This is a genomic window from Sphingomonas sp. HDW15A (assembly GCF_011301715.1).
Lineage (GTDB): Bacteria > Pseudomonadota > Alphaproteobacteria > Sphingomonadales > Sphingomonadaceae > Sphingomicrobium.
The window spans coordinates 277,692-302,390 of record NZ_CP049870.1 but is presented as its reverse complement, the minus strand read 5'-3'; the positions used below and the strand labels follow the sequence as shown (position 1 = coordinate 302,390).

Genomic DNA, 24,699 nt, shown 5'->3' with positions numbered 1-24,699 from the left:
GCCCTCTTCTTAAGTCAGCGCCGCTCGATGTAATCGACGATCGCGTGGGCCGCCGCTTCCGCGCTCGCCGCGGTGGTGTCGATGTAGATTTCCGGCTTCTCGGGCGGCTCGTAGGGGCTGTCGATGCCCGTGAAATTCACGAGCTCACCGGCGCGGGCCTTCGCGTAAAGACCCTTGGAATCGCGGCGCTCTGCATCGGCGAGCGGCGTGTCAATGAAGATTTCGACGAACTCCCCTTCCGGTAACATAGCGCGAACCATTTGCCGCTCAGCGCGGAACGGGAGATGAAGGCGGTAAGGACGATCAGCCCGGCGTCGGCCATGAGCTTCGCGACCTCCCCGACCCTTCGAATGTTCTCGATGCGATCCGCGTCGGTGAAGCCCAGATCCTTGTTGAGCCCGTGCCGCAGGTTGTCGCCGTCAAGAAGGAAAGTGTGCCGCCCCATGGCGTGGAGCTTCTTCTCCACGAGATTGGCAATGGTCGACTTGCCCGCGCCCGAGAGTCCGGTGAACCAAAGGACTTTGGGCGACTGGCCTTTGATTCGCGAATGCGCTTCCCGACTGACATCCAGTGATTGCCAGTGCACGTTTTGGGCGCGGCGGAGGGCAAAGTGGATCATGCCCGCCGCAACCGTGGCATTGGTCAGCTTGTCGACGAGAATGAAGCCGCCGAGCGTGCGGTTCTCGGCATAGGGTTCGAATACGATCGGTCGATCCGTATAGACCTCGGCGACGCCGATCTCGTTCAACTCGAAGGATTTCGCGGCGAGCTGCTCGAAACTGTTGACGTCGATCCGATACTTTGGGGGCTGAACGGTCGCCGAAACGGACTGGGTGGCGAGCTTGAGCCAGTATGCGCGCCCGGGAAGCAATGCTTCCTCGTTCATCCACACGATCGTAGCCTCGAACTGGTCGGCAACGGCAGGAGGTTCTGACGCCATCGCGACGACATCGCCGCGCGAGCAGTCGACCTGGTCCGCGAAGGTTAAAGTCACGGACTGGCCGCCAACGGCGCTTTCAATATCGTTTGCGCCAAGCAGGATGCGGCCGATCGATGTTTGCTTGCCGGACGGCAGGATTCGAACCGCATCGCCGCGAGCGATTGCGCCGGTCGCCACGAGCCCGGTCACCCCGCGGAAACTGCTGTCAGGGCGGATCGCACCTTGAACCGGCATCCGGAACGCGGCTCCAACATCGCCCGAGCCGGAGTCGGCGGAATCGAGCGCGTCCGCCAGTGTCGGCCCGTCGTACCAGGGGATCGAAGCCGAGCGGAATGCAACATTGTCGCCGTTGACTCCCGAAACCGGGACGGCGGTGATCCGGCCAAGCCCGAGCGTCCCAGCCAACGCCATGAACTCGGCGACGTGCCCGCGATAGATGCCCTCGTCATATTGGACGAGGTCCATCTTGGTCACCGCCAGGACGAATTGGCGAATGCCGAGAAGGTGACACAGGAAGGCGTGGCGCCGTGTCTGGGTGAGGACGCCGCGGGTCGCGTCGAGCAGGATAACGGCCAGGTCCGCCGTAGAAGCGCCCGTGACCATGTTACGGGTGTACTGCTCGTGCCCAGGACAGTCGGCGACTATGAAGCTGCGCTTGGCGCTAGCAAAATAGCGATAGGCGACGTCGATGGTGATGCCCTGCTCACGCTCAGCGCTGAGCCCGTCAACGAGAAGGGCGTAGTCGAGGTCAGACCCGCGTGTGCCGTGGGCGCGGCTGTCCTTCTCGAGGGCCGCGAGCTGGTCGTCGGCCAGCTTCTGCGTGTCGAAAAGCAGGCGGCCAATGAGGGTCGATTTGCCGTCGTCAACGCTTCCGCAGGTGATGAAGCGAAGCAAGTCCATCAGAAATAGCCCTCACGCTTCTTGCGCTCCATCGAACCGGAAGAGTCGTGGTCGATCGCCCTGCCCTGCCGTTCGGACGAGCGGCTGGCGCGCATTTCGGCGATGATGTCGTCAAGAGTTGCCGCCTCGCTTTCGACAGCACCAGTCAGCGGGTAGCAGCCGAGCGTACGGAAGCGGACAGTCCGAGTTTTGACTTCTTCTCCTTCGCGGAACCGGAAGCGTTCGTCGTCGACCATCAGGATGAGACCATCGCGCTCAACAACCGGCCGCGGCGCAGCGAAGTAGAGCGGAACCACGGCAATGCCTTCGCGCCGGATATACGTCCAGACGTCGAGCTCGGTCCAGTTGGATAAGGGGAAACCGCGCAGGGATTCGCCGTTCCCCAGGCGCGCATTGTAATTGTTCCACAATTCCGGCCGCTGGCGCTTCGGGTCCCAGCCGTGGCTCGCCGAGCGCACCGAGAGAATGCGCTCCTTCGCCCGGCTCTTCTCCTCGTCGCGACGAGCACCGCCGAAGGCCGCGTCGAAGCTGCCGGCCTCAAGCGCCTGCTTCAGTCCTTCCGTCTTCCACATGTCGGTGTGGAGCGGGCCATGATCGAACGGGTTGATTCCGCGCGCTTCGGCTTCCGCATTCTTGTGGACGATAAGCCGCATCCCGCTCTCCGCGGCGACGCGGTCGCGAAGTGCGTACATGTCGCGGAATTTCCAGGTCGTATCGACGTGGAGCAAGGGGAACGGCGGCGCCGCCGGGGCAAAGGCCTTGAGTGCGAGGTGAAGCATCACCGCGCTGTCCTTCCCGATCGAATAGAGCATCACCGGTCGCGCGCATTCGGCCGTCACCTCGCGTATGATGTGGATGGCCTCCGCCTCCAGCCGGTCGAGGTTGCTCAGGGTCATCGGCGGCGAGTTTACTGGTTCTGCTCGCTGAGGAAGCGCATCAGTTCGGCAAGCGTCGATTCCATCTGGTCCTGCATCTGGCCGACCAGCTCATTCTCGCGCATGCCTTCATGGTCCAGCGGCTTCGAGTAACTGTCTGAGAAAGCCTTGAGGTCGTCCTTGTCGAATACGCCGCGCGCGACGAGCTTGGCGAGAATGACGAGCAGGCCGTTCGTGTTGGCGATGTTGCCGGCGACGAGCGCCTCGTCGACCATCGAGAGGGCGGTTGTATCCTTGTCTTCGCTCATGCCCCGGACTCAAGGGTCAGTGAGGAAAGATGTCAATTGCTTCCACGCCGCGAGCTTGGCTTCGAAGCCGATCGTGTTGGCCGCGCTGGACGATGGCAGGCCGATTAGCGCAGCGGGGCCACCCTCCGTGAAGTAGCGCCGCCCTTCCCGCGCGGCAGTGCCGCCATTGAAAGCGATGGCGCGCAAATCCGGATAAAGCCCAACCAGATCGTGAAGCGCATTGTGGCGGCCTTCGCGGATGGCCGTATCGCCGCTCCCTTCACGGTGCGCGGCATGGAACACGTCCCAAAGGCCAATGCCACGTGCCGTTAAGCGCTTCAGCCTTTCGCCATAAGGCAGGTCGGGCAACGGTTCACCGAGCACCGCGCCTAGCAGCCTCCAGAAATGGTTGGTTGGATGGCCGTAATATTGCCGGAGCACTATTGACCTGTCGCCCGGCAGCGAGCCGAGGATGAAGAGCCGGGTCCGCTCGTCAGCAATTGCCGGGAAGCCGACCTTCAAGACATCACTCCCGCTTTGACACGCCGATTTCGCCCGTTATCGCGTAGGCCGTGGAACCGACCGACCTTCGCATCGCCCTGTTCTCGGGCAATTACAATTACGTCCGCGACGGCGCAAACCAGGCGCTGAACCGTCTGGTCGGCTATCTGCTCCGCCGCGGCGCAAAGGTACGAGTCTATTCCCCGGTCGTCGAGAATCCCGCCTTTGCCGCGACCGGCGACCTGGTGAACGTGCCAAGCTTTTCGATCCCGACCCGGGAGGAATATCGAATCCCGTCACGCTTCGAGGGCAAGCCGCGCGAAGACCTTGAAACCTTCGCCCCCAACATCATTCATGTCGCAAGCCCCGACATCGTCGCGCACCGCGCCGTAACCTGGGGGCGGGAGCATGACGTCCCGATCGTCGCTTCCGTGCACACGCGTTTCGAGACCTATCTGCAATATTATCGGCTGCAGTGGTTCGAGCCGGTGATCCGGATGATTCTTCGCCGTTTCTATCACCGCTGCGACGCGATCTTGGCTCCTGCGGAATCGACCGCCGCGATCCTTCGCGCGCAGCGCATGGCCAAGGACATCTCGATCTGGACCCGCGGCGTGGATCGGGAGCAGTTCAATCCCGGCCGGCGCGACATGGACTGGCGGCGCGGCCTGGGCGTCGCCGACGACGAGTTGCTTGTCGTCTTCCTAGGCCGTGTTGTCATGGAAAAAGGGCTCGACGTGTTCGCAGCGGCGATAACGAAACTCCGCGAACGCGGCGTACCGCACAAGGTGCTCGTGATCGGTGACGGACCGGCGCGGCCGTGGTTTGCCGAACAAGTTCCCGAGGCCGTATTCACCGGGCAGCTCACCGGCGCCGAGTTGGCCCGCGCGGTGGCAAGCGGCGACGTTTTGCTCAATCCGTCGGTGACCGAGGCGTTCGGCAACGTCACGCTGGAGGCGATGGCCTGCGCGCTACCCGTTGTCGCGGCCACCGCCAGCGGGACAACCAACCTGGTGTGCGACGGCGAGACGGGGGTACTTGTACCGCCCAATGGCACGGGCGCTTATGCCGACGCGCTGGAAACCTATGCCCGCGATCCCGAGCTTCGCCGCCGTCACGGTGCGGCCGGCCTGGCCTATGCCGAAACGATGGACTGGGACCGCATCAATGATGCCGTGCTTCAGGTTTTTCTACGAGTCGCGAGCAAGAGGAAGCGATAGGAATCTGGAGTCCGCTTTCGACGCATGGCGGACTCCAGCGGAGGGCTAGAGACACCCAGAGGTTCCAGTGGTCGACAATGTTGAGAATTTTCGGGCTCGAATTGATCCGCAATCGCTCGATACGGTCGACGCGTTGAGAGCGTTGATCGAACGATCTCATTCCGGGCTTACGGAACGCATAAAATGGAATGCGCCTAGCTTTGCGGTCGGCGATGAAGACCGGATCACTCTCGGTGTGGAGCGCAGCGGCGGAGTTCGAGTGGTCTTCCATCGCGGCGCCAAGCCACGATCCTCAGAAGGTTTCAGCTTTCAAGACAGCGCCGGCATTGCGAGGTGGCTAGCGCCCGATCGCGGAATCGTGATCTTTCGGAATCGGGAAGACGTGGAAGAACGGGCCGAAGCTTTTTTGGACCTTTGCACTCGGTGGCTTGCGGCAACCAGCTAGAGACCTCTCTTACTCAGGTAGGCTCTGAACGCCGTGGCTGGCATGCGGCTCCTCTTCGTGGCTGAATCAAGAGATCATTCGTCGCTTTCTCTCTCGTAGCCGGCCTCGGCCTTCTCCCCGCCGCCGCCAGAGCGGTGTTCGAAGGATTCGACGCTGCGAAGGCTAAACGCAGCAGGATCGTATCTGACGATGGCGTATGCCGTAGCGGCGACCACTGCCGCTCCCATCAGCCATGCGGTTGCGCCCGGAGCCTTGGCGTCAGCGGCGCCCGGATGGCGTGAAGCCTGCTTACTTCCCGTGATCATGGCCCTGACGAGATTTTCCCGCTCGAGCATCGACATGATGACGACCGCTAGAACGTGAAGCACAACCATCGCCAGTAAGACCCAGGCGATAACTTCGTGCAGCTCCTCAGCCGCTTCGCCACCGAAAGCGCCTGTCCAGACAGTGATCGCGCAAAGCGCAAGCAGGACCAGCACAGCCACGGCGCCAAGTGGATTGTGCCCAATCGACGGCTCCGTGCGCCCCCGAGCCAGGCCAGCAAGATGGGTGGATATGCGCGACGGACGAATGAAATCGCGAAAGCGGCTGTGCTCGCCGCCGAAGAAACCCCAGGCCAACCGGAACATAATGAGAATAGCTGCGACCCAGCCAGCCAGCACATGCCAGGCGTTAAGGGCGCTCTCTTCCTCTGAAGAGAGGAACGCAACGGCGATCGCAATGACAAGCGACCAGTGAAACACGCGGACCGGCAAATCCCAGACCTTCACCCGGTCGGTTCGTTGTTCCATGACCTCCTCCTATCCTATCACGGTCCCGAACAGGCTGCCAATTCCGGCGGTTACCGCCATCGCCAGTGCGCCCCAGAAGCTTACTCGAAGAACCGAGGGGCCCGCCGGTGCGCCGCCTATCCGGGCGCCAACGAAACCGAGGATTGCCAGACAAAAGAGGGACACGATCGCAACGATCGGAACCAGTAAGGAAATCGGTGCGAACGGAACGACAAGGAGTGGCGCAGCCGCCCCAGCCGTAAAGGTCAGCGCCGACGTAACGGCGGCCTGCAGCGGCCGGGCCGCAGTGGTGTCGGACATTCCAAGCTCATCGCGAGCGTGCGCGGACAGGGCGTCCTTGGCCATCATCTGATCCGCGACAGCTACCGCCGTCTTGCGTTCGACCCCGCGCGCCTCGTAAATACGGATTAATTCTTCCCGCTCGAAATCCGGCTGCTGATCCAGTTCCGCACGTTCACGGGCAAGATCGGCCTTCTCGGTGTCCGACTGCGAGCTGACGGAGACATATTCACCGGCAGCCATCGACATGGCTCCGGCGAATAGCGCCGCGACCCCGGCGACGATAACGCCTGATCTGGACGTCTCTGCGGCAGCGACCCCCACGATCAGGCTCGCTGTGGAAACGATACCATCATTCGCGCCAAGGACGGCCGCGCGAAGCCAGCCGATGCGAGACCCGGCGTGCCGCTCGGGGTGGCTGTGAAGCCGGCTCAATTTTCGGCCATCATCATGGTGGTCTCCGGAAATGCTTGCATCCAGGCCTCTCGTTCCAGCCGATATCATCGAACGCAATGAGGGATGGCTATAAGGAGAAGACCTTATCGTCTTGCGGTCAGCCTGTGGCCATCGCGTTAGCGGAGGTCGACGCTTTCAACCATTGCCGACCATGTCAGCTATGCTAGTCGTTCCTCGACTCGCTTGGCGATTTGGCTCTCGGCGTCACCTGGAAGGATCGTCCTCTCAATGCGTTACCTCGCAGTCCTTCTCGCTATCACAGCGTCCGTGGCCGACGCGCAATCCCGCTCATCCAAGGGCGGCGTTCCAAAATACGGTTCCGTCTATGTCAGCGTGATGGGCGAGCCATTCCGGGCCACGGACGATCAGGATCCTTTCGACCGATGGTTCCAGCAGGCGGACGAGAACCACGACGGGGTTATCACGCGCATCGAGCTCCAGAACGACGCCGATTACTTCTTCGCCGCGCTCGACAAGAACGACGACAAGGTGATCGATGGCGAGGAGATGGACCATTATGAAGAGCGGGTAGCGCCCTCAACCGTTCGCGCAGTCGGGAGCAACCTCGGCGGCTACGCCCGCTACAGTCCGAAGGGACCCGAGCCGGGACGTCCGAACGAAATCCCGATCAAAATGGAGGGGATGGCCGAATCCAAGTCGCGGATCAAAAAGGGCGGTTCAAGCCCGACGATTTACGCCAATGTCCCTCAGCCGGTGGCGATGGCAGACGCGAACCTGGACCGGCGGGTGACGCTGGTCGAGTTCCGCGGCACCGCGGGCAAGCGTTTTTCGCGCTACGACAGGGACCATGACGGCCGACTGACTCGAAAGGAGCTGGAGGCGACGAAGGGCTCCCGCTGAGCGGTCGCTGCAGCAGCCAGTCAGTCTTCAGAACTGTCGCGGGAGCGTTTTTTCGCGCGCTCGATCCGCTGCGCGGCATCGTCGAGAACGTCGATGACCTCCTCTAGCAGGTCCTCGTTCCAACCTTCCGACGCAATCCGGTGGCGTAGAGCCGCCATCAGGTTGCCGATCGCACGGCCGATCTCCGGACGCTGGCCGCGGCTGCGGCGGCGGCCATGGCCCTCGAGGCGCTCGATCAGCTCGTCGACTTCTTCCGAATTCTCTTCGAGGTGGATGCGGCCTTCCTCGGTCGCTTCGTAGATCTTCTTGGAATCCTTGGACTTGCGCTCGGCGATATAGCCGATGTCTTCGAGCATGGTCAGGGTCGGGTAAACGATCCCGGGCGACGGCGCGTAATCGCCGCTCGTCATGTCCTCGACCGCCTTGATGAGCTCGTAACCGTGGCGCGGCTCGTCGGCGATTAGCTTCAGGAGCACGAGCCGAAGCTCCCCGCCCTCGAACATTCGCTTGCCGCTACGACGTCCGCGGCGCCCGCCGCCCCAATCGCCGCCCTCTTCGTCACCGAAATCGAAATGAAAGCCGCCGGGGCCGAAGCTGAAGCTTCGCCCGCGTCCGGCAAAACGGGGGCTGCAGCCCTCGTGATGAATGTTGAAGCGCATGTCCATCTCCTTTTCGATAGCTCTAAGATATATCTTGAGACAGTCTCGAGCAAGAGCGGTGGTGCAACTTTTTGCGGACCTGCTTATTGCTGCTGGCGATGGCCGACCTGTTCGCCGACGATGTCCCGCCGCCTGTCCACGACAGCGCTCCACCGGCCGATGCGCCGTTGGCGGAGCGGCTTCGCCCGCGAGTGCTGGTCGACGTCGTCGGGCAGGAACACCTGACAGGCGCGGAAGGCGCGCTCGGCCGGATGGTCGCGGCGGGCAAGTTAAGCTCAATGATATTGTGGGGGCCGCCGGGGACGGGCAAGACCAGCATCGCCCGGCTGCTCGCCGATGCCGTGGGCCTCCGCTACGTCGCCATCTCAGCTGTGTTTTCCGGGGTCGCCGACCTCAAGAAAATTTTCGCGGAAGCGCGGACGGCGGCGCGGGCCGGGCAGCGCACGTTGCTTTTCGTGGACGAAGTCCATCGCTTCAATCGAAGCCAGCAGGACGGTTTCCTGCCTTATGTCGAGGACGGGACCGTGACTTTGGTCGGGGCGACGACCGAGAACCCGAGCTTCGAGCTGAACGCTGCGCTGCTGTCGCGTTGCCAGGTGCTGATCCTCCATAGGCTCGACACCAAGGCACTGTGCCAATTGCTTGAGCGGGCAGAGGCGATGGAGGGGCGAGCGCTTCCGCTATCGCCGGAGGCGCGCGACGCACTTGTGGCCAGCGCCGACGGCGACGGCCGGTTCCTGCTCAACCAGGCGGAAACCTTGTTCGACGTCGGGCTTGAAGATCCGCTAGACGCGGCTGGGCTTGCGAGTTTCCTGCAGCGGCGAGTGGCCGTCTACGACAAGGACCGCGAGGGACATTACAATCTCATCAGCGCGCTCCATAAGTCGATCCGCGGGTCGGACCCGCAGGCCGCGCTCTATTATCTGGCGCGGATGCTGGTGGCCGGAGAGGAGCCTCTGTTCGTGCTCCGTCGGCTGGCCCGCGCTGCGGTCGAGGATGTTGGCATGGCCGACCCCAATGCGCTGGTGCAATGCCTCGCCGCCAAGGACGCCTACGACTTCCTTGGGTCGCCCGAGGGCGAACTAGCGATCGTCCAGGCCTGCCTCTATCTAGCCACCGCGCCCAAATCGAACGCAGCCTACATGGCTCAGAAATCGGCATGGCGGAGCGCGAAAGATACCGGCTCGTTGATGCCCCCAGCCCACATCCTCAACGCTCCGACGCGGTTGATGAAGGATATCGGCTACGGCAAGGGTTACGCCTACGACCATTCGCGCGAGGAAGGCTTCTCGGGGCAAGACTATTGGCCCGAAGAGATGGAAACCGAACGCTTCTACGAGCCGACCGACCGCGGCTTCGAGGCACGGGTCCGGGAACGGCTTGCCTTCTGGGACGATAAGCGCAGAGAGTTGAGCAAGAAGGCCTGAGGAAACGAGGGGAGAATTTCATGTACCAGAACACCGAACCCGCCGCTTACTGGCGCGCGCAATTGATGGACTGGGGACCCCGCGTCCTGCTCGCCATCCTCATCCTCGTCGCCACCCACTTCGTCGCCAAGGCAGTTCAGTGGGGTATCGCCAAGGCGATTGACAAAGTGCCGATCCTGAAGCGCGATCCCTCAACCGGCGGCGACAGCATAGGCAAGGAACTTGGAAGGCTCGGCTACTGGATCGTTTGGCTAGTCGGGCTTATCGCGGCACTCCAGCCGCTCGGCCTGTCGGGCGTGCTAACTCCGGTCACAGCGCTGACCAATGAAGTGTTCGCTTTCCTGCCCAAGCTGCTCGGAGCGGGACTGTTCTTCTTCGCGGGACTGATCCTGGCGCGGATCGTCCGTCACATCGTCGAAGCGTTCCTCGGCGCATTGAACCTCGAGCGGCTGATGAGCCGTGCTGGCGTGAGCATCGGCGAGGCACCAGTCGCGGTCGACAGTGCCGGCAATGCCACCGAAGGGGCGGCGCCGGCGCGAAGCTCCATCGCGCGTGCAGTGGGTGTCACCGTGTCCGCAATCATCATCCTTTTCGCGGCGATCGGCGCTCTCCAGATTCTTCAGGTGTCGGCGATCTCCGACCCCGCCACCAATATGCTGAACGCCATTGCCATCTCCATCCCCAACGTCCTCGCGGCCTTGGTTTGGGTGACGCTGGCGTTCATCATTGGCCGCTGGGTGAAAAGCCTGCTCGAGACCATCCTGCCGAGTCTGGGCTTCGACAATGCCGTACGCGCGCTGGGCGTCATGCCGGCCACCGCCGTACCTTCGCGTGTAGTTGGCGCCATCGCGATGATCACGGCGATCATCGTCGGCCTGATGGAAGCGGCACGGCAAGTGGGCGGCGATTCCACCGCTGCTATGCTGTTCCAAATTACCGAGCTCGGCGGCAAGGTCATCTTCGGGACGGTCATCATCGTTGCCGGCATCTTCCTGGCGCGGATTCTGTCGAACCTGGTCGGAAGCTCGACCGGGGAGGCGGGCTATGCGCAGACCATTGTCAAATATGCGATCATTGCCCTGTTCACGGCCATCGGCCTGACCTTCATGGGACTGGCCGACCAGATCGTGATGATGGCGTTCGGCCTGATCCTTGGCTCGGCAGCGATCGCCGCGGCGCTGGCGTTCGGACTAGGGGGCCGCGATTTCGCAGCGCGCATGCTTGAGGATTGGCAGGATTCGAGCGGGCCGCCGCCGGCACCGCGTGTGCCGCCGCGCTTGCGCAAGGCCGCAACGTCGGACGACGACAGCCAGCCGCCCTTGATGTGACGCCTCGCTTCCAGCGCACCGTCGCTATCGACTGGTCCGGTGCAAAGGGGCGACGTCACAGAGGGATTGCCATCGCCGAGGCGCGGGGTGATGAAGCGCCGCGCCTCGTCCGCCCAGGCCACATTTGGTCGCGGACAGAAGTCGCCGACTGGCTGGTGCGCGAGGCGGCAAGGGAGCCGACCCTGTTCGGCTTCGACTTCAGCTTTGCCCCGCCAATTATTGATCGCGGCGAGTACCTCCCAGGCGAGCCCGACGTTCCTTCCACCGCTCGCGAATTCTGGGCCTATGTCGACGGCTTGAGCGACGACGAGGACCTCGGCGCGGCAAGCGTCCTCGAGCAGGCCCACCGCCGCCATTTTTATTTCGGGGCGGCGGACGGCGTGAAGGCGGATTTCATGCACTTCCGCCAGTGCGATCAGCAACTGAACCGAATGGGCGGGCGCAAGACGGCAAGCGCCTATGACGCCATCGGCGCGGCGCAGGTGGCCAAGGCGAGCTTCTCCGGAATGCGCCTGCTCCATCGAATTCATGGCAAGGTTACCATTTTCCCGATGGACGCACTGCGGTCGGGCGAGAGCGCCGTCGTGGAGATTTATACCCGAATCTACATTCGCAACGCGGGCCTGCCGGGAATGAAGATCCGCAGCCGCGCCGATCTCAATATTGCGCTTGCCGCACTAGGATCGCCGCCGTGGCGCGGACGCGGGCCGATCGACGACCACAAGACGGATGCGCTCATCACCGCGGCCGGGATGCGCGCCCACCTCGCTCACCCGCGCGCCTTCGCGCCGGAAGGCCTGACTCCGCAAATTGCGGCAAGCGAAGGCTGGACGTTCGGCATCGTCTGACGCATTGGGGCAGGCGTAGCCGGCTTAGCACAGTGGTAGTGCAGCGGTTTTGTAAACCGAAGGTCGGGGTTCAAATCCCTCAGCCGGCACCATTCCCTCGTGATTCTTCCGAACGGTGCACTTATCCACAGGTTTACGCACGGATTCGCTCACGCTTTTGTGCGTCGGTGCCGATTTTCTGACTCGACTCCAAACCGATTTCCGCACAAATTCAATCCGTGGCTGAGATCTTCGGATCGAAACCATGGAGCCCCGGATACTTCGGTATCCGGGGCTTTCTCGTTTCTGCGATGCCGCTTTTCCCAGCGCCGCCGGACCATTCCAAAATATTTTTGCAAGATTGTCGTCACGCGCGGAACCGCGGGCCGTAACGTGTGTTTTATTCCCGTGGTTCAAATCTTCGGATGCGAACCATGGAGCCCCGGATACTTCGGTATCCGGGGCTTACTTTTGCCCAAAAGCTAAAGTGTCGCTGGATCCAGATCGGCCAGCCTCGCGCGGCGAGACTGCCCGGCGAGCGGATATTTGTTGCCGTTGGCGCAGTTGAAGAGAACGCAACGTTCTTGCCTGCCGACCAACCCGTTTTCCAGCGCCTTATGCCAGGCCGCAAGCACCGCGCCGCCTTCTGGACAAAGCAAAAACCCGTCCTCGCGTGCCGCATCGATGATCGCAGAAGCAATGTCGATTTCCTCAACCGCGATCGCCGCTCCGCCGCTCTCGCGGACCGCGCGCAGTATGAGGAAGTCGCCGATCGCCTTTGGAACGCGAATACCGGTCGCCATAGTCGCCGCGCCCTCCCAGCGTTCGGAGGAATCTGCACCGGCTTCAAACGCGCGAACGACTGGCGCGCACCCGGCGGCTTGGACCGCAATCAGTCGCGGTCGCTTAGGGCCGATGAGGCCGATCGCTTCCAATTCGCCAAACGCCTTCCACATGCCGATCAGGCCGGTGCCGCCGCCGGTTGGGTAGAAAATGACGTCCGGGAGCTCCCAGTCCAATTGCTCGGCCAGCTCCAGCCCCATCACCTTCTTGCCCTCGATCCGGTAGGGCTCCTTGAGCGTCGAGCAGTCGAACCATCGGCCCTGCTCCGCACCCTCTCCGATTATGCGCCCACATTCGTCGATCTGGCCGTCGGCGACGATCACTACCGCGCCGTAGGCCGCGGTTTCCTCAACGTTGATCGCCGGTGTTTCCGCCGGGCAGATGACGAGCGTCTCCATCCCGGCCCTTGCGCCGTAGGCGGCGAGCGCTGCGCCGGCATTGCCGTTGGTCGGAAGCGCAATCCGCGTGACGCCGAGATGCCTAGCCATACTGACCGCCATCGCAAGGCCGCGCGCCTTGAAGCTGCCGGTTGGAAGTCGGCCCTCGTCCTTGACGATTGGCGCCCGCGCGCCGGCCGACGCGCCGATCCGTTCGAGGCCGATCAGCGGAGTTTCCGTTTCGCCGAGGCTGACTGGCGCAACGCCTTTGGGAAGCGGCAGAAGCTCCCGCCATTTCCACATGTCCGACGGACGCGCAGCTAGTTCTTCCCTGGTGAGGCTGACCCTGTCCAGATCGTAGCGAACAAGCAAAGGCTTGCCCGCCGCCGACAGGTTGTGAAGCCGGCCAGCCTCATAGGTCTCGCTGGTGGCGGAGCATTCCAAATGCGTCACGAACATTAGCAGGTCTCACAATCGTCGCCATGGTCGGCCGTCCGTTCGACCTGGATGGTGGAATGGGCGATCCCGAACCGGTCGTGCACCGCGTCGCTCGCCTCGATGAGGATTCGGTCCCGGTCAACGTTGTCATCCACGACAAGATGGACGGTCATCGCCGTCTCGGTGGTCGAAAGCGGCCAGATGTGGAGATGATGCGTGCCGGTGACACCGGGCAATTGCTCCAGCGCGGCACCAACCGCACGCGGATCGATGCCTCTCGGAGTTCCCGCGAGGGTCATCGAGGTGGAGTCCACCAAGAGCCCCCATGTGCCCAAGAGAATGATGGTGGCGACGATGAGGCTTGTTGCCGGATCGATCCAGCGCGCCCCGGTCCAAAGGATGAGCGCGCCGGCGAAGACAACGCCCGCAGAGACTGCGGCATCGGCCAGCATGTGAAGATAAGCGCCGCGAATGTTGATGTCATCCTTGCGACCGCGCGCGAACAGGAGGGCGGTGGCCGCATTTATCACGATTCCGACGGCAGCGACCGCCATCATGACCTGTCCATCTGAGCCTTCGGGATTGAGCAGCCGGCGGATCGCCTCAGCGCCGATTCCACCGACCGCGACGAGCAATAATAACGCGTTGACCAGCGCGGCGAGGATCGAGCTCTTCTTGAGCCCGTAAGTGAAGCGCGGGCTTGCGCGGCGCTGGACCAGCCGGGCGCCGATCCATGCCACCGCGAGGCCGAGCACGTCACCGAGATTGTGGCCGGCATCGGCCAGCAACGCCATTGAGTTGGCCGCGAAGCCATATCCCGCCTCGACAGTAACAAAGACGGTGTTGAGGACGATCCCGATCAGGAAAGCGCGATTGTATTCGGCCGAGCCGTGGTCGTGATCGTGTCCGTGATGATGACCGCCGCCCATTGCCGAACGGTTAGGGCGCAGCGCATCAAGGTCAAGCGGCTCCTACAGGCCGACGGACAAGGTCAGCCGGATATCGCGGCCGGCCAACGGGGCATAATCCTTGAGCAGGCTGGAATGCCGGCGGGCAACGACGTCGAACAGATTGTTCGCGGCGATTCCAAGCGTCAGGTCCGCCCGTTGGAGATCCGGATGCCATTCGAGCGCGGCGTTGACGAGCGTGTAGGCCGGGGTTTCCGTCTCAAGCGGCGCGTTGCGCTTCTGGGCGAAGGCGTGCTCGACTTCGAAGCGGCCGTCGACATTTCCGCGCTGGCCGGTCAGGGCACCCTTCAGGCGCAGCGGCGGAATTTGCGGCGCGGGGCCAAAGCCCGAAATCTTGCCATGAACGGCATCGGCCACACCCTCGAACGCCCAGCTAATGCCGGCCGCCGTGCCGAGCCTGGCGTCGATCTCGGCCTCGACACCGGTAAATCGCGCTTTGCCCTGCCGGTATAGATAGACCGGCAGATCATCCTCGATTTCGCCAGTCGCGCTCTGATAGATAAAGTCAGAAAATCGATTGTGATAGAGGTTCAGGCCAAGCTTAATCGGGCCCGTAACTTTGCGAAGGCTGGCCTCGATGCCGATGCTGGTCTCCGGATCGAGATCAGGGTCGCCGATCTCGAATGCCTGAGTGCCGGCATGTGGACCGTTGGCGAACAATTCGTCGATCGCCGGCGAGCGTGCGCTTCGCGACAAGCTGAGGCCGGCCCGCCAGCCAGGCGAAAACTCGTAGCTTCCACCGAGAGAGCCGGACACAGTCGTGAACTTCCGTTTGAGGTCCGGAGTGTCAAGATCCACGTCCTCGTCGGCCGTAAGCTTGCTGAACTCGACACGGGCGCCCGCCTCGAACCGCCAGGGATCGCGCTCCAGCATTTGCAGCGTGAACAGTCCAAGCTGGCGCTGGCGGCTGTCGGGAAGGAATTTTTCCTCGCCACGGATGCTGACGTCGCGGCCGACGAATTGGGCACCGGTCGTGCCGGACCATCCTTCGCGAACCGACTGCTCGGCATCGAGGCGGATCTCGCCGCCGTTTGAGCGAAAGGTCGAGGCGACCTCGCCGGTATCTTCAACCTCATCGTGGCGGTAGCGCGAATAGCCTCCGCGGAGCCGCATTTCCTTCAGGAAACCTTCAAGAGGCACGGTCGCGCGCGCATCGTAGCGGGTCTGGCGCGCATCGATGTGCGGCGCTTCCGCTTCCACATCGGGATCGAGCGAGAAGCGGATCGGAACGCCATAATAACTGTCACGGTGGCTGATCGACGCGCCAATGTTGAGCCCGTTCGGGCCGACATAGGCGATTCCGCCGGCCACTTCCTTCGTCTCGGAATCCGTATTGGGAAGCTTGCCTTCAAGGTCGGCCAGTTCGCGGATTTCCGGTTCGGGGCTTGCCGCGGCCTGCTCGCGCAGATCGTCCGACAGGAGGTTCCCGCCGGTGCGCAGATTGTCGGTCTTGGTGAAGCTTGCGTCGCCGTGCAGGACGAAAGTGCTGCCCAGCGGTATGTCGACCGCGCCGCCGAGCGAGCGCTCGTTAGCCGCCGAGCCATAGGTCGCGGCGAGATCCGCATGTACCAGGTCGTCGGGCATCCGCCGCGGAATGCGCGTGTCGATGACATTAACGACGCCGCCGATGGCCGAACTGCCGAATAGAAGGGCGGCTGGTCCGCGAAGAACTTCGATTCGCTCCGCGGTCATCGGGTTGATCGTCACTTCATGGTCGGCGCTGGACGAGGAAACGTCGAAGCTGCCGATGCCGTCAGTCAGAAGGCGAATGCGATCGCCGGAAAGGCCGCGGAGGATAGGGCGCGAGGCAGCCGGACCGAAGCTGGTGGCACTGACACCGGGCTGGCCGGCAAGCGTTTCGCCGAGACTCTGGCGGCGCTCGCGCACAAGCTCGGACCCGCTGACCACAGAGACCCCGCCAAGCACGTCTTGGCTGCTGCGCCGAACGCCGGTGACGACGATCGCTTCGCCAACGTCATGCCGTTCACGGGCGTGCTGGTCCGCGCGGTCCGCATTCTGGGACTGGGCTGGCGCTTGCCCGGGCTGCGAGATCACTTCCGGCGTCTCGACGGCTTGGGCGACCAGAAAAAACAGGGGAATCATTCGGTAACCTCGAACATGGACAGAGCGCATATGTTACAAGATATCGTGTCACGCAAGCGCCACCGTCGCATCCTTGATGCCGTTCGTCGATCGGCAAGCGATTGAAAAAGCGGCCCGGCGGTGGGGCCGGGCCGCTTCATGGGATGCGGCGCGTTCGGGGGGACGCGCCACCCGGGGAGACGAATTTCCTAGAGGTCGATTCCTGCGGCGATCGCCTCAAGCTTGCGGACCCGCTCCTTGAGATCCGCCAGTTCGATACGATTGCCCGCCTGCGGCATGGTCGCATCGGCACGGCCGCTCGACAATTCCATCCGCTTGATCTCCAACCAGCCCTGCCAGCCCTTGAGGCCGGCCGCTGCGGTGATCGCGATCGCTGCGATCAGGCTTGAGGCAATGGCAACAATGGACGTGGGGTCGGTCATCACTTGTCCTCCCTCAGTGCTTCGATCTCGCGCGCCAGCTCATGGTTGGACTGCTGGGCGAGGTGGTGGTCAATGGCCATCAGGCGGCGGTCGGTTGCGTCGAGCTTGGTGCGGACGTCGTGGACGGATGTCCGGCGCTTACCGGCCTCGGCCATGCGCTCGAACTCGCTGGGACGCTGGCCAACCTCGTTCGCCTTCTTCCGCTGGATGGCGAAATAGATCGCGGCGCCGACATAGGCGATAAGCGCCAACTTCCAGGACACCATCAGGGCGACTGCGGCGAAGCCAATACGAAGGATGGTCGGGTCGATGTTGAAGATGTCGCCAGCGGTCGAGCAGACTCCGGCGATTTTCTTGTCGCGGCGATTGAGCGAGTAATGGTTTGCCATGTCCCCTTTTCCCTTCCCTTAGCGCCGGCCCGCGAGGGCCGCCTTCAGCTCTTCGAGCTCGGCGTCGACCGTATCGGCCGCTTTCAGCTCGGCAATTTCTTCTTCGAGGCTTTTCGGCCCGGTCAGCCCAAGCGCCTCGGCATAACCCTCCGCCAGGTCGGCGCGCCGCTCGAGCAACTCGAAGCGGGCGAATGCGTCCTGGGTCCGTCCGCCATGAAGCACCTCGCTGGTCCGCGCGCGGGTCATCGCACTTTCGATCCGGTTGGCGATCGACGCCTGGCGGGCGCGGGCCTCCGAGAGCTTGGCCTGGAGCCTGGCGATGTCCTCCTCATAGCCGCGAAGCACTTCCTCGATCCCGGCGATCTCCGCCGAGAGGCCATCGGCCATTTCGTTGGCCTTCTGCTTCTCTACCAGAGCAGCCCGGGCGAGGTCCTCACGACCCTTCTCGAGCGCCAGCGAGGCCTTGTCGCCCCAATTGGCGCCGATCTCCTCAAGCCTGCTCATGGCGCGCCGCATTTCCTTGATGTCGGCGATCGAGCGGGCTGCCGTTGCGCGGATCTCGACCAGCGTTTCTTCCATCTCGACGATGATCATGCGGATCATGCGGGCCGGATCTTCCGACCGGTCGAGAAGCTCGTTGAAGTTGGCGGCCATGATGTCGCGCGCCCGGGTGAAGATGGGGCCGGAGAGGATTCCGGCGAGTGGCGCGAAACGCACCGTCGTCTCTTCCTGCGGCTGCTCCATCCGGACGGCCCGGACCGGCGCCTTGGCTTCGATGATCTCCAGGTCAGGCATAGGTGGCGACCACCGGATTCGAGACCGAGGCCGGGCCGACCGCGGCGCTAACCGCGACGGTGCTCATCAGCAGCGCCGCGAAGGCGGCGACGAGCTGGCGTTGGATATTCGAACCGAACATTGTCATTCTCCCTTTTGGCGGCTGCCGGGCCAAGCCCAAACTGCCGATGCCGGGATATATTCAAGCACCGTGCCAATTGCGGTTTTCAGCCATTTTTCGAAACAACTTTTCCATCACGAGGGATCATTTGGGGATTTTTCCCACCCCGGATTGGCGGATTCCACCAATTCCGGAACCGCAGCGCCCGCCACTCATTGAAACATGGATTCGATTTTCCCAGGAAGGATGAAGACATGCTTGCCAAGATCCTCGGCGCACTTGCCGGACAGAAACTTGCCTCGCGCAACAACAAGGCGACCGGCGCACTCATTGGCGCGGCGGTGCCGATCATCGCTCGCCGCGGCCTTGGTCCGCTGGGGCTGGCGCTGGGCGCCGGTTGGCTGGCGAAGAAGGGCTACGACAAATATCAGGCGCGCGAACGTACCCGAGCGGCCTGAGCCGTTTCAGAGAAAGAAATCAGGCCTCGGCGTTTTCGCCGCGGCCTTTTTCTTCGTCTTCGAAATAGGGTTCGACCTTGCCCTTCAGGGTCAGCATCATCGGCCGGCCATTGCGATCGAGGCTGCGCCCGGCAGCGACTTTGATCCAGCCTTCCGAGACGCAATATTCCTCGACGTTGGTCTTCTCCTGCCCATTGAAGCGGATTCCGACCCCGCGCTCCAGCAGCGGCTGGTCGAAATGGGGGCTACTAGGGTCGAGGCTGAGGCGGTCGGGAAGCGCGCTTTTCTTCTCGTCGGGCTTTTTGTCGTCGGTCATAGGGGCCGCGACTAGCCGCGCCTCCCTTAAGCGTCAAATCCCCGCCCGGCTTCTTAAAGATGCGGAGCCCTCGATCGCCCGTGTTGTTGTGGTAGCCCTGGCGCTGAACTTGCCCCTCAGGATGGTCCGCACTAAGCGCTCATCGCAATGAACAAGCAATCGCCCTCGCGTTCCAACCGGCCGGCCCTGGCGCTCCATGTGCCAGAGCCGAAGTATAGGCCCGGCGACACGCCCGACTTCTCTTCGATCCAGGTGCCTGCAGCCGGCGAGGCCCCGCGTCCCGACATCGCAGCGCCAGACGAGGAGACCTTCCCGCTGTGCAACAGCCTGGTCCGAGTCCTCGACGACCAGGGCAAGGCAGTTGGCCCGTGGGACCCGAAACTGGACCCCGATACGCTTCGCAAAATGCTGAAGGACATGAAGACCGTCAGGGTTTTCGACGACCGCATGTATCGCGCCCAGCGGCAAGGCAAAACCAGCTTCTACATGAAGTGCACCGGGGAAGAGGCGATCGCCGTCGCCGCGGCGGCTGCGATGGACCCCGAGGACATGCACTTCCCGACCTATCGCCAGCAGGGCTTGCTCGTGGCGCGCGGCTATCCACTGGTGACGATGATGTGCCAGATCTATTCGAACGCCGGCGACCCGCTTCACGGCCGCCAGCTGCCGATCATGTATTCGGACAAGGAGCATGGCTTCTTCTCCATCTCCGGTAACCTGGGCACGCAATATCCGCAGGCCGTGGGCTGGGCGATGGCAAGCGCGATCAAGGGCGACAGCAGGATCGCCATGGGCTGGATCGGTGACGGCGCGACGGCGGAAGGCGATTTCCACTCCGCCTTGACCTTCGCTACCGTCTACCAGGCGCCGGTCATCCTGGCTGTGGTCAACAACCAGTGGGCGATCTCCAGCTTCAGCGGAATCGCGGGCGCCGAGCAGGCGACCTTCGCCGCCCGCGCCATCGGCTACGGCACCGCCGGACTTCGCGTTGACGGCAATGACGCGCTCGCGGTCTACGCCGCGGTGCGTTGGGCCGCCGAGCGGGCCCGGACCAACAAGGGGCCGACGCTGATCGAATTCTTCACCTATCGCGCGGAAGGACATTCGACCTCCGACGACCCGACCGGATACCGGCCAAAGGGCGAGGCCGAACAATGGCCGCTCGGTGACCCGATCGCACGGCTGAAGGCGCATCTCGTCGTACTCGGCGAATGGGACGAGGAGCGCGACTCAGCGCTGGACGAAGAGATCAACGCCACCGTCCGCGCCGCGCAGAAGGAAGCCGAGAAGACCGGCACGCTTTCCGACCAGGGCTTCGACAACATACCGTCGATGTTCGAGGACGTTTATTCCGACACGCCGTGGCATCTGACCGAACAGCGCGACGCATCGCTGGCCGAAGCGCGCGAGTATCTGGGACGCGACCCCGAATGAGCACGCGCAACATGATCGAGGCGATCAACGACGCCCACCGCGTGATGATGGAACGCGACCCCGACGTCGTCGTCTATGGCGAGGACGCCGGCTATTTCGGCGGCGTGTTCCGCGCCACCGCAGGCCTGCAAAAGCAGTTCGGCAAGACGCGCTGCTTCGACGCGCCGATCAGCGAAGGCGGTATCGTCGGTACGGCGGTTGGAATGGCGGCCTATGGCCTGAAGCCCGTTATCGAGATCCAGTTCGCCGATTACATCTACCCCGGCTACGACCAGATCGTCAGCGAAGTCGCCAAGATGCGCTATCGCACCGCCGGAGAATGGACGATGCCGATGGTCATCCGCACGCCCTATGGCGGCGGCATTTTCGGCGGCCAGACCCACAGCCAGTCGCCCGAAGCGCTGTTCACGCATGTCGCCGGGCTGAAGGTGGTCGTGCCGAGCAATCCCTATGATGCCAAGGGCCTGCTGATCGCCGCCATCGAAGACCCGGACCCGGTCATCTTCTTCGAGCCCAAGCGCATCTACAACGGTCCGTTCGACGGTCATCACGACCGTCCGGTCACGCCCTGGGCCAAGCATGAAAAGAGCGCGGTGCCGGACGGCCATTACACGGTGCCGCTGGGCAAGGCGGAAGTGGTTCGCGCTGGCGGAGACCTCACCGTCCTCGCTTATGGCACGATGGTGCATGTCGCGCTGGCCGCGGTCGCGGACAACGACATCGACGCCGAAGTCATCGACCTGAAGACGCTATTGCCGGTCGACATCGAGACGATCGAAGCGAGCGTGAAGAAGACCGGCCGCTGCCTGATCGTGCAGGAAGCGACCCGGACCGGAGGCTATGGCGCCGAGCTTTCCGCCCTGGTGCAGGAACGGTGTTTCTACCACCTCGAGGCGCCGGTCGAGCGCGTGACCGGCTGGGACACGCCCTACCCCCACGCCTACGAATGGATTTATTTCCCCGGCCCGATCCGAATGAAGACGGCGCTGAAGAAAGTGATGGCCGCATGAGCATCTACAAGTTCAAGCTTCCCGACATCGGCGAAGGCATTGCAGAAGCGGAAATCGTTGCCTGGCACATCAAGGTCGGCGACCGCGTCGAGGAAGACCAGCAGCTTGCCGACATGATGACCGACAAGGCGACTGTCGAAATGGAGAGCCCGGTCGCCGGGACGGTGAAAAGCCTGGCCGGCGAAGTTGGCGACCAGATCGCCATCGGCTCCGTGCTCGTCGAGATCGAAACCGAGGGCGAAGCCCCCGCCGAAGCGACACCCGCAGCCGAGAGCAAGGTTGAGCTACCGTTGGCCGACGGCGCCGAGCGCCCGACCAAAGAGCAAAAGGAAGCGATCCCGTCAGTTTCGACCAAGCCGGCCGCTGCCGAGCCGAGGCCCGAACCGAAGGCGGCGCCGAAGCCCGAGCCTGCCACGCCCGCTGAGCCTCTCGCCAAGGTTCTCGCGTCCCCGGCCGTGCGCCAACGCGCCCGCGACCTTGGCATCGACCTGGCGCAAGTGAAGGTGACGTCCGATCGTGTTCGCCACGCCGACCTCGATGCTTACCTGCTCTACAATGGTGGAAGCGTCAGTCATGGCGGCGGCGGTGCTCCGCGCGCCGACGAGACGATCAAGGTCGTCGGCCTGCGCCGCAAGATCGCCGAGAATATGCAGGAGGCGAAACGCCGAATCCCGCACTTCGCGCTGGTCGAGCAGTTCGACGTCACCGACCTTGAAGACACAAGGGCGATGATGAATCGCGATCGCGGCGACAACCCGAAGCTGACGATCCTGCCATTCCTGATCACCGCGCTGTCGAAGGCAATGGCGGATTATCCGATGATCAACGCGACCTATGACGACGACGCCAACGTCATCACCCGCCACGGCGCGGTTCACATGGGCGTCGCGACGCAAACCGACGGCGGGCTGATGGTCCCGGTGATCCGCAATGCGGAGCGGATGAGCGTGTGGCAGTTGGCCCGCGAAATCCTGCGCCTGTCAGACGCGGCGCGGACCGGCAAGGCGAGCCGCGAGGAACTGAGCGGCCCGACCTTCACCATTTCCTCGCTTGGGCCGATGGGCGGGATCGCCTCGACCCCGGTGATCAACCCGCCGCAGGTGGCAACCGTCGCCGTCAACAAGCTTCAGGAAATCCCGGTGATCGTCGATGGCGAGCTGGAAGCGCGAAAGGTGATGAACCTGTCGCTGTCCTGCGACCATCGCGTGGTCGACGGCTGGGACGCGGCGAACTTCCTGCAGGCGCTCAAAGCCCTGATCGAGAACCCGCTTCGACTACTGAGCTAGGTGCCATGGCTGGATCAGCACCGGAGTGGGATCGCTTCTGGCGCTACGACCGGCTGTCGTCGTTCGAAACCGGACCGGGCGCGGCGAACTATTCCGGCGAGACCGCGGAAGGATGGCGGAAATTCTTCGCTGACATTCCCTATGGCGGCGCAATGCTCGACATCGCGACGGGAAACGGCGCGATTGCCGTATTGGCGGTCGAGGCGGGACGGAACTTGGATGTCACCGGATCGGATCTTGCCGACATTGCGCCGGACCAATTCGTCACTACGAGCGATGCACTTCGCCAGGTCACGTTTCGGGGTCGCACGAACGCGGAGCTATTGCCGTTCGAGGATAGCACATTCGATGCGGTGACCAGCCAATTCGGGATCGAATATTCCGACATGGCAAAGTCGCTTCCCGAAGCGATGCGCGTCCTGAAGAGCGGCGGCCGGCTGCGCCTGGCGATGCACGCGGCGGAGGGCGCCGTTGTCCACGATACGAATCGATCGCTAGCCGATGCCGACTTCCTTCTCGACCGCGCACAGCTCATTCCTCTCGCAGTCCTCAGCCTCAATTCGCTCGTCGCGTGGGAGAAAGGCGAAGGGCTGAAGGAAAAGGCACAGTCCGATCATGCGCAATTTCGCGCAGCGCTCGAGGCCGTCGAGCAATATGAGCGGCAGGCCATGGACCGGCAGATGCTGGCCAGCGTCCGCCGCGACCTGATCGAGGCGTTCAACACACATCGCCAGAAGACGCTGCCCGACCAGATCGCCGGGTTTCGGGAATTGGCGTCTCAAGTTCAGGATCACCGCGAACGGCAGCGGGCGCTGGTCCGGGCAGCCGTGGCGCGCGACGAAGTCGAGGGCCTCGCCGCGCGCCTGGCCGAGGCGGGCTTCACGGACGTCGGGCTCGGCGAACAGCGCCGGGAGGAAGCGCTGCTCGCCCACGTCCTTGAAGCAACTGCGCCCTAGGTCAAAGGCGCCCGCGCGCTGTGCGTCGAGTGGAGGTTATCGAGCGCGAACCGGCCGGGCCCGGTGAAGACGAACAACAGGAATACAAAGGCGTAGAGGATCGCCGCATCGCCCATGTTGTTGACTGGCCAGAAATTTTGCGGCGCGTGGGCGATGAAATAGGCCGCGGCCATCGTGCCCGAGGCCAGGAATGCGGCCGGGCGCGTGAACAGGCCAAGCGCGATCAGCATGCCGGTGACCAGCTCGATAATGCCGGCGAGGGCGCCAGGGTTGTCGAGCGCAAGCCCGGACCCGGCGCGCTCACCGCCCGGAAACATCAGGAATTTCTGGGTCCCATGCGCAAGGAACAGCAGACCGCTCATGATCCTGAGTGCGCCGAGCGCGACAGGCGCGCGGTTATCGAGTGCTGAAGACATCTTGATTCTCCTTTTCCGGGGTTCAGGCCGCGAGGGCCAGGATTTCGGCATCGGCGCGCTCGAGCGCTTCGGTGGGCGCCATGCCGATGCCGAAGGCGGAGACGAACTCCGGCTCGATGCCGATGAAGTTGAAAAAGGCCTTGAGGTAGCTCTTCTGGTGTTCGAACAGGCTGCCTTCCTCGTACACGCCGCCGGACGCGAGCGCGACGATGACCCGCTTGTCGCCGAGCAGGCCTTCGGGGCCGCTTTCGGTGTAACGGAAGCTCTTGCCCGCAACCGCGAGGCGGTCGAGCCACGCCTTGAGCTGCGTCGGGATCGAGAAATTGTACATCGGCGCGCCGATCACCACAGTGTCGGCGGCGATGAACTGGTCGAGCAATCCGGGATCCTGCCCACGCTCGGTAAGGTGGGATAGCGGCTGCGCGGCAAGATCGCGATAGACGACCTCCCCCTTCGCCAACTGGCCGACGATGGCGCGCGTCAGGCGCCGCGATACGCTGTCTTCACCGCTGATGCTGCTGTCGATGTGGAGGATGGTCATCGCTTTGTCCTTGGTATTGATTTGTTACCGGGACACGCTAAGTAACCACCC

The 24,699-nt window shown here is 63.3% G+C and carries 26 protein-coding genes, 1 tRNA gene and 1 pseudogene; 11 read left to right on the top strand and 17 right to left on the bottom strand.

Annotated elements, in window-relative coordinates:
- Nucleotides 1-14: 14 nt before the first annotated feature.
- The 4 genes and pseudogenes from cysC to G7076_RS01605 form a co-directional block, all read right to left on the bottom strand.
- A pseudogene (cysC, locus tag G7076_RS01620) lies at nt 15-1,834 on the bottom strand (adenylyl-sulfate kinase); the annotation flags it as partial.
- A gap of 5 nt (nt 1,835-1,839) precedes the next feature.
- The gene (gene cysD / locus G7076_RS01615; protein WP_166199844.1) at nt 1,840-2,736 is read right to left on the bottom strand and encodes a sulfate adenylyltransferase subunit CysD; all 897 of its coding nucleotides are present in this window, start codon (nt 2,734-2,736) and stop codon (nt 1,840-1,842) included.
- An 11-nt stretch (nt 2,737-2,747) separates the two neighbouring features.
- Nucleotides 2,748-3,023, bottom strand: a complete 276-nt coding sequence (locus tag G7076_RS01610; protein WP_166199842.1) for a hypothetical protein — start codon at nt 3,021-3,023, stop codon at nt 2,748-2,750.
- Between the two features lie 9 nt (nt 3,024-3,032).
- Nucleotides 3,033-3,524 carry a DNA-deoxyinosine glycosylase gene (locus G7076_RS01605; protein WP_166199840.1) on the bottom strand — a complete coding sequence of 164 codons (492 nt, stop codon included), beginning with the start codon at nt 3,522-3,524 and terminating at the stop codon, nt 3,033-3,035.
- A 50-nt stretch (nt 3,525-3,574) separates the two neighbouring features.
- On the opposite strand from G7076_RS01605, the gene G7076_RS01600 reads away from it, so the two are divergent.
- Nucleotides 3,575-4,723 carry a glycosyltransferase family 1 protein gene (locus G7076_RS01600; protein ID WP_166199838.1) on the top strand — a complete coding sequence of 383 codons (1,149 nt, stop codon included), beginning with the start codon at nt 3,575-3,577 and terminating at the stop codon, nt 4,721-4,723.
- Between the two features lie 519 nt (nt 4,724-5,242).
- On the opposite strand, the gene G7076_RS01590 is transcribed toward G7076_RS01600, so the two are convergent.
- Both G7076_RS01590 and G7076_RS01585 read right to left on the bottom strand, forming a co-directional pair.
- A complete protein-coding gene (locus tag G7076_RS01590) occupies nt 5,243-5,959 on the bottom strand; it encodes a cytochrome b/b6 domain-containing protein (RefSeq protein WP_166199834.1) in 717 nt (238 codons plus the stop codon).
- A 9-nt stretch (nt 5,960-5,968) separates the two neighbouring features.
- A complete protein-coding gene (locus tag G7076_RS01585) occupies nt 5,969-6,673 on the bottom strand; it encodes a VIT family protein (RefSeq protein ID WP_166199832.1) in 705 nt (234 codons plus the stop codon).
- Between the two features lie 249 nt (nt 6,674-6,922).
- Between G7076_RS01585 and G7076_RS01580 the strand changes: the two genes are divergently transcribed.
- Entirely contained in the window at nt 6,923-7,555 is a 633-nt protein-coding gene (locus G7076_RS01580; protein WP_166203256.1) for an EF-hand domain-containing protein, read from the top strand.
- 20 nt (nt 7,556-7,575) lie between these two features.
- Here the strand turns inward: G7076_RS01580 and G7076_RS01575 are convergent, their stop codons facing one another.
- On the bottom strand, nt 7,576-8,214 hold the full coding sequence (locus G7076_RS01575; RefSeq protein WP_166199830.1) for a PadR family transcriptional regulator: 639 nt from the start codon (nt 8,212-8,214) through the stop codon (nt 7,576-7,578).
- A 98-nt stretch (nt 8,215-8,312) separates the two neighbouring features.
- Between G7076_RS01575 and G7076_RS01570 the strand changes: the two genes are divergently transcribed.
- From G7076_RS01570 to G7076_RS01555, 4 genes are all read left to right on the top strand, one after another.
- Entirely contained in the window at nt 8,313-9,641 is a 1,329-nt protein-coding gene (locus tag G7076_RS01570; RefSeq protein ID WP_166199828.1) for a replication-associated recombination protein A, read from the top strand.
- Nucleotides 9,642-9,661: 20 nt separating this feature from the next.
- Entirely contained in the window at nt 9,662-10,969 is a 1,308-nt protein-coding gene (locus G7076_RS01565) for a mechanosensitive ion channel (protein ID WP_166199826.1), read from the top strand.
- Entirely contained in the window at nt 10,966-11,817 is an 852-nt protein-coding gene (locus G7076_RS01560) for a hypothetical protein (protein WP_166199824.1), read from the top strand. Before G7076_RS01565 ends, G7076_RS01560 begins: the two co-directional genes overlap by 4 nt.
- 18 nt (nt 11,818-11,835) lie before the next feature.
- Nucleotides 11,836-11,909 (top strand) — tRNA-Thr (locus G7076_RS01555).
- A gap of 369 nt (nt 11,910-12,278) precedes the next feature.
- On the opposite strand, the gene G7076_RS01550 is transcribed toward G7076_RS01555, so the two are convergent.
- From G7076_RS01550 to G7076_RS12635, 7 genes are all read right to left on the bottom strand, one after another.
- The gene (locus tag G7076_RS01550) at nt 12,279-13,475 is read right to left on the bottom strand and encodes a threonine synthase (RefSeq protein WP_166199822.1); all 1,197 of its coding nucleotides are present in this window, start codon (nt 13,473-13,475) and stop codon (nt 12,279-12,281) included.
- The gene (locus G7076_RS01545) at nt 13,475-14,383 is read right to left on the bottom strand and encodes a cation diffusion facilitator family transporter (protein ID WP_166199821.1); all 909 of its coding nucleotides are present in this window, start codon (nt 14,381-14,383) and stop codon (nt 13,475-13,477) included. The genes G7076_RS01550 and G7076_RS01545 overlap by 1 nt, the downstream gene beginning before the upstream one ends.
- Before the next feature lie 42 nt (nt 14,384-14,425).
- Nucleotides 14,426-16,525: a TonB-dependent receptor gene (locus G7076_RS01540; protein ID WP_166199819.1), complete on the bottom strand. Its 2,100-nt coding sequence runs from the start codon at nt 16,523-16,525 to the stop codon at nt 14,426-14,428.
- A 188-nt stretch (nt 16,526-16,713) separates the two neighbouring features.
- Entirely contained in the window at nt 16,714-16,947 is a 234-nt protein-coding gene (locus tag G7076_RS01535; RefSeq protein WP_166199817.1) for a hypothetical protein, read from the bottom strand.
- Nucleotides 16,947-17,336, bottom strand: a complete 390-nt coding sequence (locus G7076_RS01530) for a PspC domain-containing protein (RefSeq protein ID WP_166199815.1) — start codon at nt 17,334-17,336, stop codon at nt 16,947-16,949. Before G7076_RS01530 ends, G7076_RS01535 begins: the two co-directional genes overlap by 1 nt.
- A gap of 18 nt (nt 17,337-17,354) precedes the next feature.
- The gene (locus tag G7076_RS01525) at nt 17,355-17,990 is read right to left on the bottom strand and encodes a PspA/IM30 family protein (protein ID WP_240913939.1); all 636 of its coding nucleotides are present in this window, start codon (nt 17,988-17,990) and stop codon (nt 17,355-17,357) included.
- 133 nt (nt 17,991-18,123) lie between these two features.
- A complete protein-coding gene (locus tag G7076_RS12635; RefSeq protein WP_277343924.1) occupies nt 18,124-18,252 on the bottom strand; it encodes a hypothetical protein in 129 nt (42 codons plus the stop codon).
- Nucleotides 18,253-18,485: 233 nt separating this feature from the next.
- Between G7076_RS12635 and G7076_RS01520 the strand changes: the two genes are divergently transcribed.
- Nucleotides 18,486-18,689 (top strand): hypothetical protein, encoded by a 204-nt coding sequence (locus G7076_RS01520; protein WP_166199813.1) that lies wholly within the window; start codon nt 18,486-18,488, stop codon nt 18,687-18,689.
- A gap of 19 nt (nt 18,690-18,708) precedes the next feature.
- Here G7076_RS01520 and G7076_RS01515 read toward each other — a convergent pair whose 3' ends face one another.
- Nucleotides 18,709-19,005 carry a DUF3297 family protein gene (locus G7076_RS01515; RefSeq protein ID WP_166199811.1) on the bottom strand — a complete coding sequence of 99 codons (297 nt, stop codon included), beginning with the start codon at nt 19,003-19,005 and terminating at the stop codon, nt 18,709-18,711.
- A gap of 147 nt (nt 19,006-19,152) precedes the next feature.
- Between G7076_RS01515 and G7076_RS01510 the strand changes: the two genes are divergently transcribed.
- From G7076_RS01510 to G7076_RS01495, 4 genes are read left to right on the top strand one after another with little or no spacing between them, the layout of a single operon-like run.
- Nucleotides 19,153-20,439, top strand: coding sequence for a 3-methyl-2-oxobutanoate dehydrogenase (2-methylpropanoyl-transferring) subunit alpha (locus G7076_RS01510; protein ID WP_166199809.1), 1,287 nt, complete (start codon nt 19,153-19,155; stop codon nt 20,437-20,439).
- Nucleotides 20,436-21,449, top strand: coding sequence for an alpha-ketoacid dehydrogenase subunit beta (locus tag G7076_RS01505; protein WP_166199807.1), 1,014 nt, complete (start codon nt 20,436-20,438; stop codon nt 21,447-21,449). Before G7076_RS01510 ends, G7076_RS01505 begins: the two co-directional genes overlap by 4 nt.
- Nucleotides 21,446-22,735, top strand: coding sequence for a dihydrolipoamide acetyltransferase family protein (locus G7076_RS01500; RefSeq protein ID WP_166199805.1), 1,290 nt, complete (start codon nt 21,446-21,448; stop codon nt 22,733-22,735). The genes G7076_RS01505 and G7076_RS01500 overlap by 4 nt, the downstream gene beginning before the upstream one ends.
- A gap of 5 nt (nt 22,736-22,740) precedes the next feature.
- Nucleotides 22,741-23,691, top strand: coding sequence for a class I SAM-dependent methyltransferase (locus tag G7076_RS01495; RefSeq protein WP_166199803.1), 951 nt, complete (start codon nt 22,741-22,743; stop codon nt 23,689-23,691).
- Here the strand turns inward: G7076_RS01495 and G7076_RS01490 are convergent.
- On the bottom strand, nt 23,688-24,107 hold the full coding sequence (locus G7076_RS01490; protein WP_166199801.1) for a DoxX family protein: 420 nt from the start codon (nt 24,105-24,107) through the stop codon (nt 23,688-23,690). The two genes, G7076_RS01495 and G7076_RS01490, sit on opposite strands and share 4 nt — an antisense overlap.
- Nucleotides 24,108-24,129: 22 nt before the next feature.
- Nucleotides 24,130-24,648 carry an NAD(P)H-dependent oxidoreductase gene (locus tag G7076_RS01485; protein ID WP_166199799.1) on the bottom strand — a complete coding sequence of 173 codons (519 nt, stop codon included), beginning with the start codon at nt 24,646-24,648 and terminating at the stop codon, nt 24,130-24,132.
- Between the last annotated feature and the right edge of the window lie 51 nt (nt 24,649-24,699).

Excerpts from the sequence above, each read along its gene's own strand:
- cysD (WP_166199844.1), bottom strand. The coding sequence starts at position 2,736 with ATGACCCTGAGCAACCTCGACCGGCTGGAGGCGGAGGCCATCCACATC.
- G7076_RS01610 (WP_166199842.1), bottom strand. The coding sequence starts at position 3,023 with ATGAGCGAAGACAAGGATACAACCGCCCTCTCGATGGTCGACGAGGCG.
- G7076_RS01590 (WP_166199834.1), bottom strand. The coding sequence starts at position 5,959 with ATGGAACAACGAACCGACCGGGTGAAGGTCTGGGATTTGCCGGTCCGC.
- G7076_RS01580 (WP_166203256.1), top strand. The coding sequence starts at position 6,923 with ATGCGTTACCTCGCAGTCCTTCTCGCTATCACAGCGTCCGTGGCCGAC.
- G7076_RS01575 (WP_166199830.1), bottom strand. The coding sequence starts at position 8,214 with ATGCGCTTCAACATTCATCACGAGGGCTGCAGCCCCCGTTTTGCCGGA.
- G7076_RS01570 (WP_166199828.1), top strand. The coding sequence starts at position 8,313 with ATGGCCGACCTGTTCGCCGACGATGTCCCGCCGCCTGTCCACGACAGC.
- G7076_RS01565 (WP_166199826.1), top strand. The coding sequence starts at position 9,662 with ATGTACCAGAACACCGAACCCGCCGCTTACTGGCGCGCGCAATTGATG.
- G7076_RS01550 (WP_166199822.1), bottom strand. The coding sequence starts at position 13,475 with ATGTTCGTGACGCATTTGGAATGCTCCGCCACCAGCGAGACCTATGAG.
- G7076_RS01545 (WP_166199821.1), bottom strand. The coding sequence starts at position 14,383 with ATGGGCGGCGGTCATCATCACGGACACGATCACGACCACGGCTCGGCC.
- G7076_RS01540 (WP_166199819.1), bottom strand. The coding sequence starts at position 16,525 with ATGATTCCCCTGTTTTTTCTGGTCGCCCAAGCCGTCGAGACGCCGGAA.
- G7076_RS01535 (WP_166199817.1), bottom strand. The coding sequence starts at position 16,947 with ATGACCGACCCCACGTCCATTGTTGCCATTGCCTCAAGCCTGATCGCA.
- G7076_RS01530 (WP_166199815.1), bottom strand. The coding sequence starts at position 17,336 with ATGGCAAACCATTACTCGCTCAATCGCCGCGACAAGAAAATCGCCGGA.
- G7076_RS01525 (WP_240913939.1), bottom strand. The coding sequence starts at position 17,990 with ATGGCCGCCAACTTCAACGAGCTTCTCGACCGGTCGGAAGATCCGGCC.
- G7076_RS12635 (WP_277343924.1), bottom strand. The coding sequence starts at position 18,252 with ATGTTCGGTTCGAATATCCAACGCCAGCTCGTCGCCGCCTTCGCGGCG.
- G7076_RS01520 (WP_166199813.1), top strand. The coding sequence starts at position 18,486 with ATGCTTGCCAAGATCCTCGGCGCACTTGCCGGACAGAAACTTGCCTCG.
- G7076_RS01515 (WP_166199811.1), bottom strand. The coding sequence starts at position 19,005 with ATGACCGACGACAAAAAGCCCGACGAGAAGAAAAGCGCGCTTCCCGAC.
- G7076_RS01510 (WP_166199809.1), top strand. The coding sequence starts at position 19,153 with ATGAACAAGCAATCGCCCTCGCGTTCCAACCGGCCGGCCCTGGCGCTC.
- G7076_RS01505 (WP_166199807.1), top strand. The coding sequence starts at position 20,436 with ATGAGCACGCGCAACATGATCGAGGCGATCAACGACGCCCACCGCGTG.
- G7076_RS01500 (WP_166199805.1), top strand. The coding sequence starts at position 21,446 with ATGAGCATCTACAAGTTCAAGCTTCCCGACATCGGCGAAGGCATTGCA.
- G7076_RS01495 (WP_166199803.1), top strand. The coding sequence starts at position 22,741 with ATGGCTGGATCAGCACCGGAGTGGGATCGCTTCTGGCGCTACGACCGG.
- G7076_RS01490 (WP_166199801.1), bottom strand. The coding sequence starts at position 24,107 with ATGTCTTCAGCACTCGATAACCGCGCGCCTGTCGCGCTCGGCGCACTC.
- G7076_RS01485 (WP_166199799.1), bottom strand. The coding sequence starts at position 24,648 with ATGACCATCCTCCACATCGACAGCAGCATCAGCGGTGAAGACAGCGTA.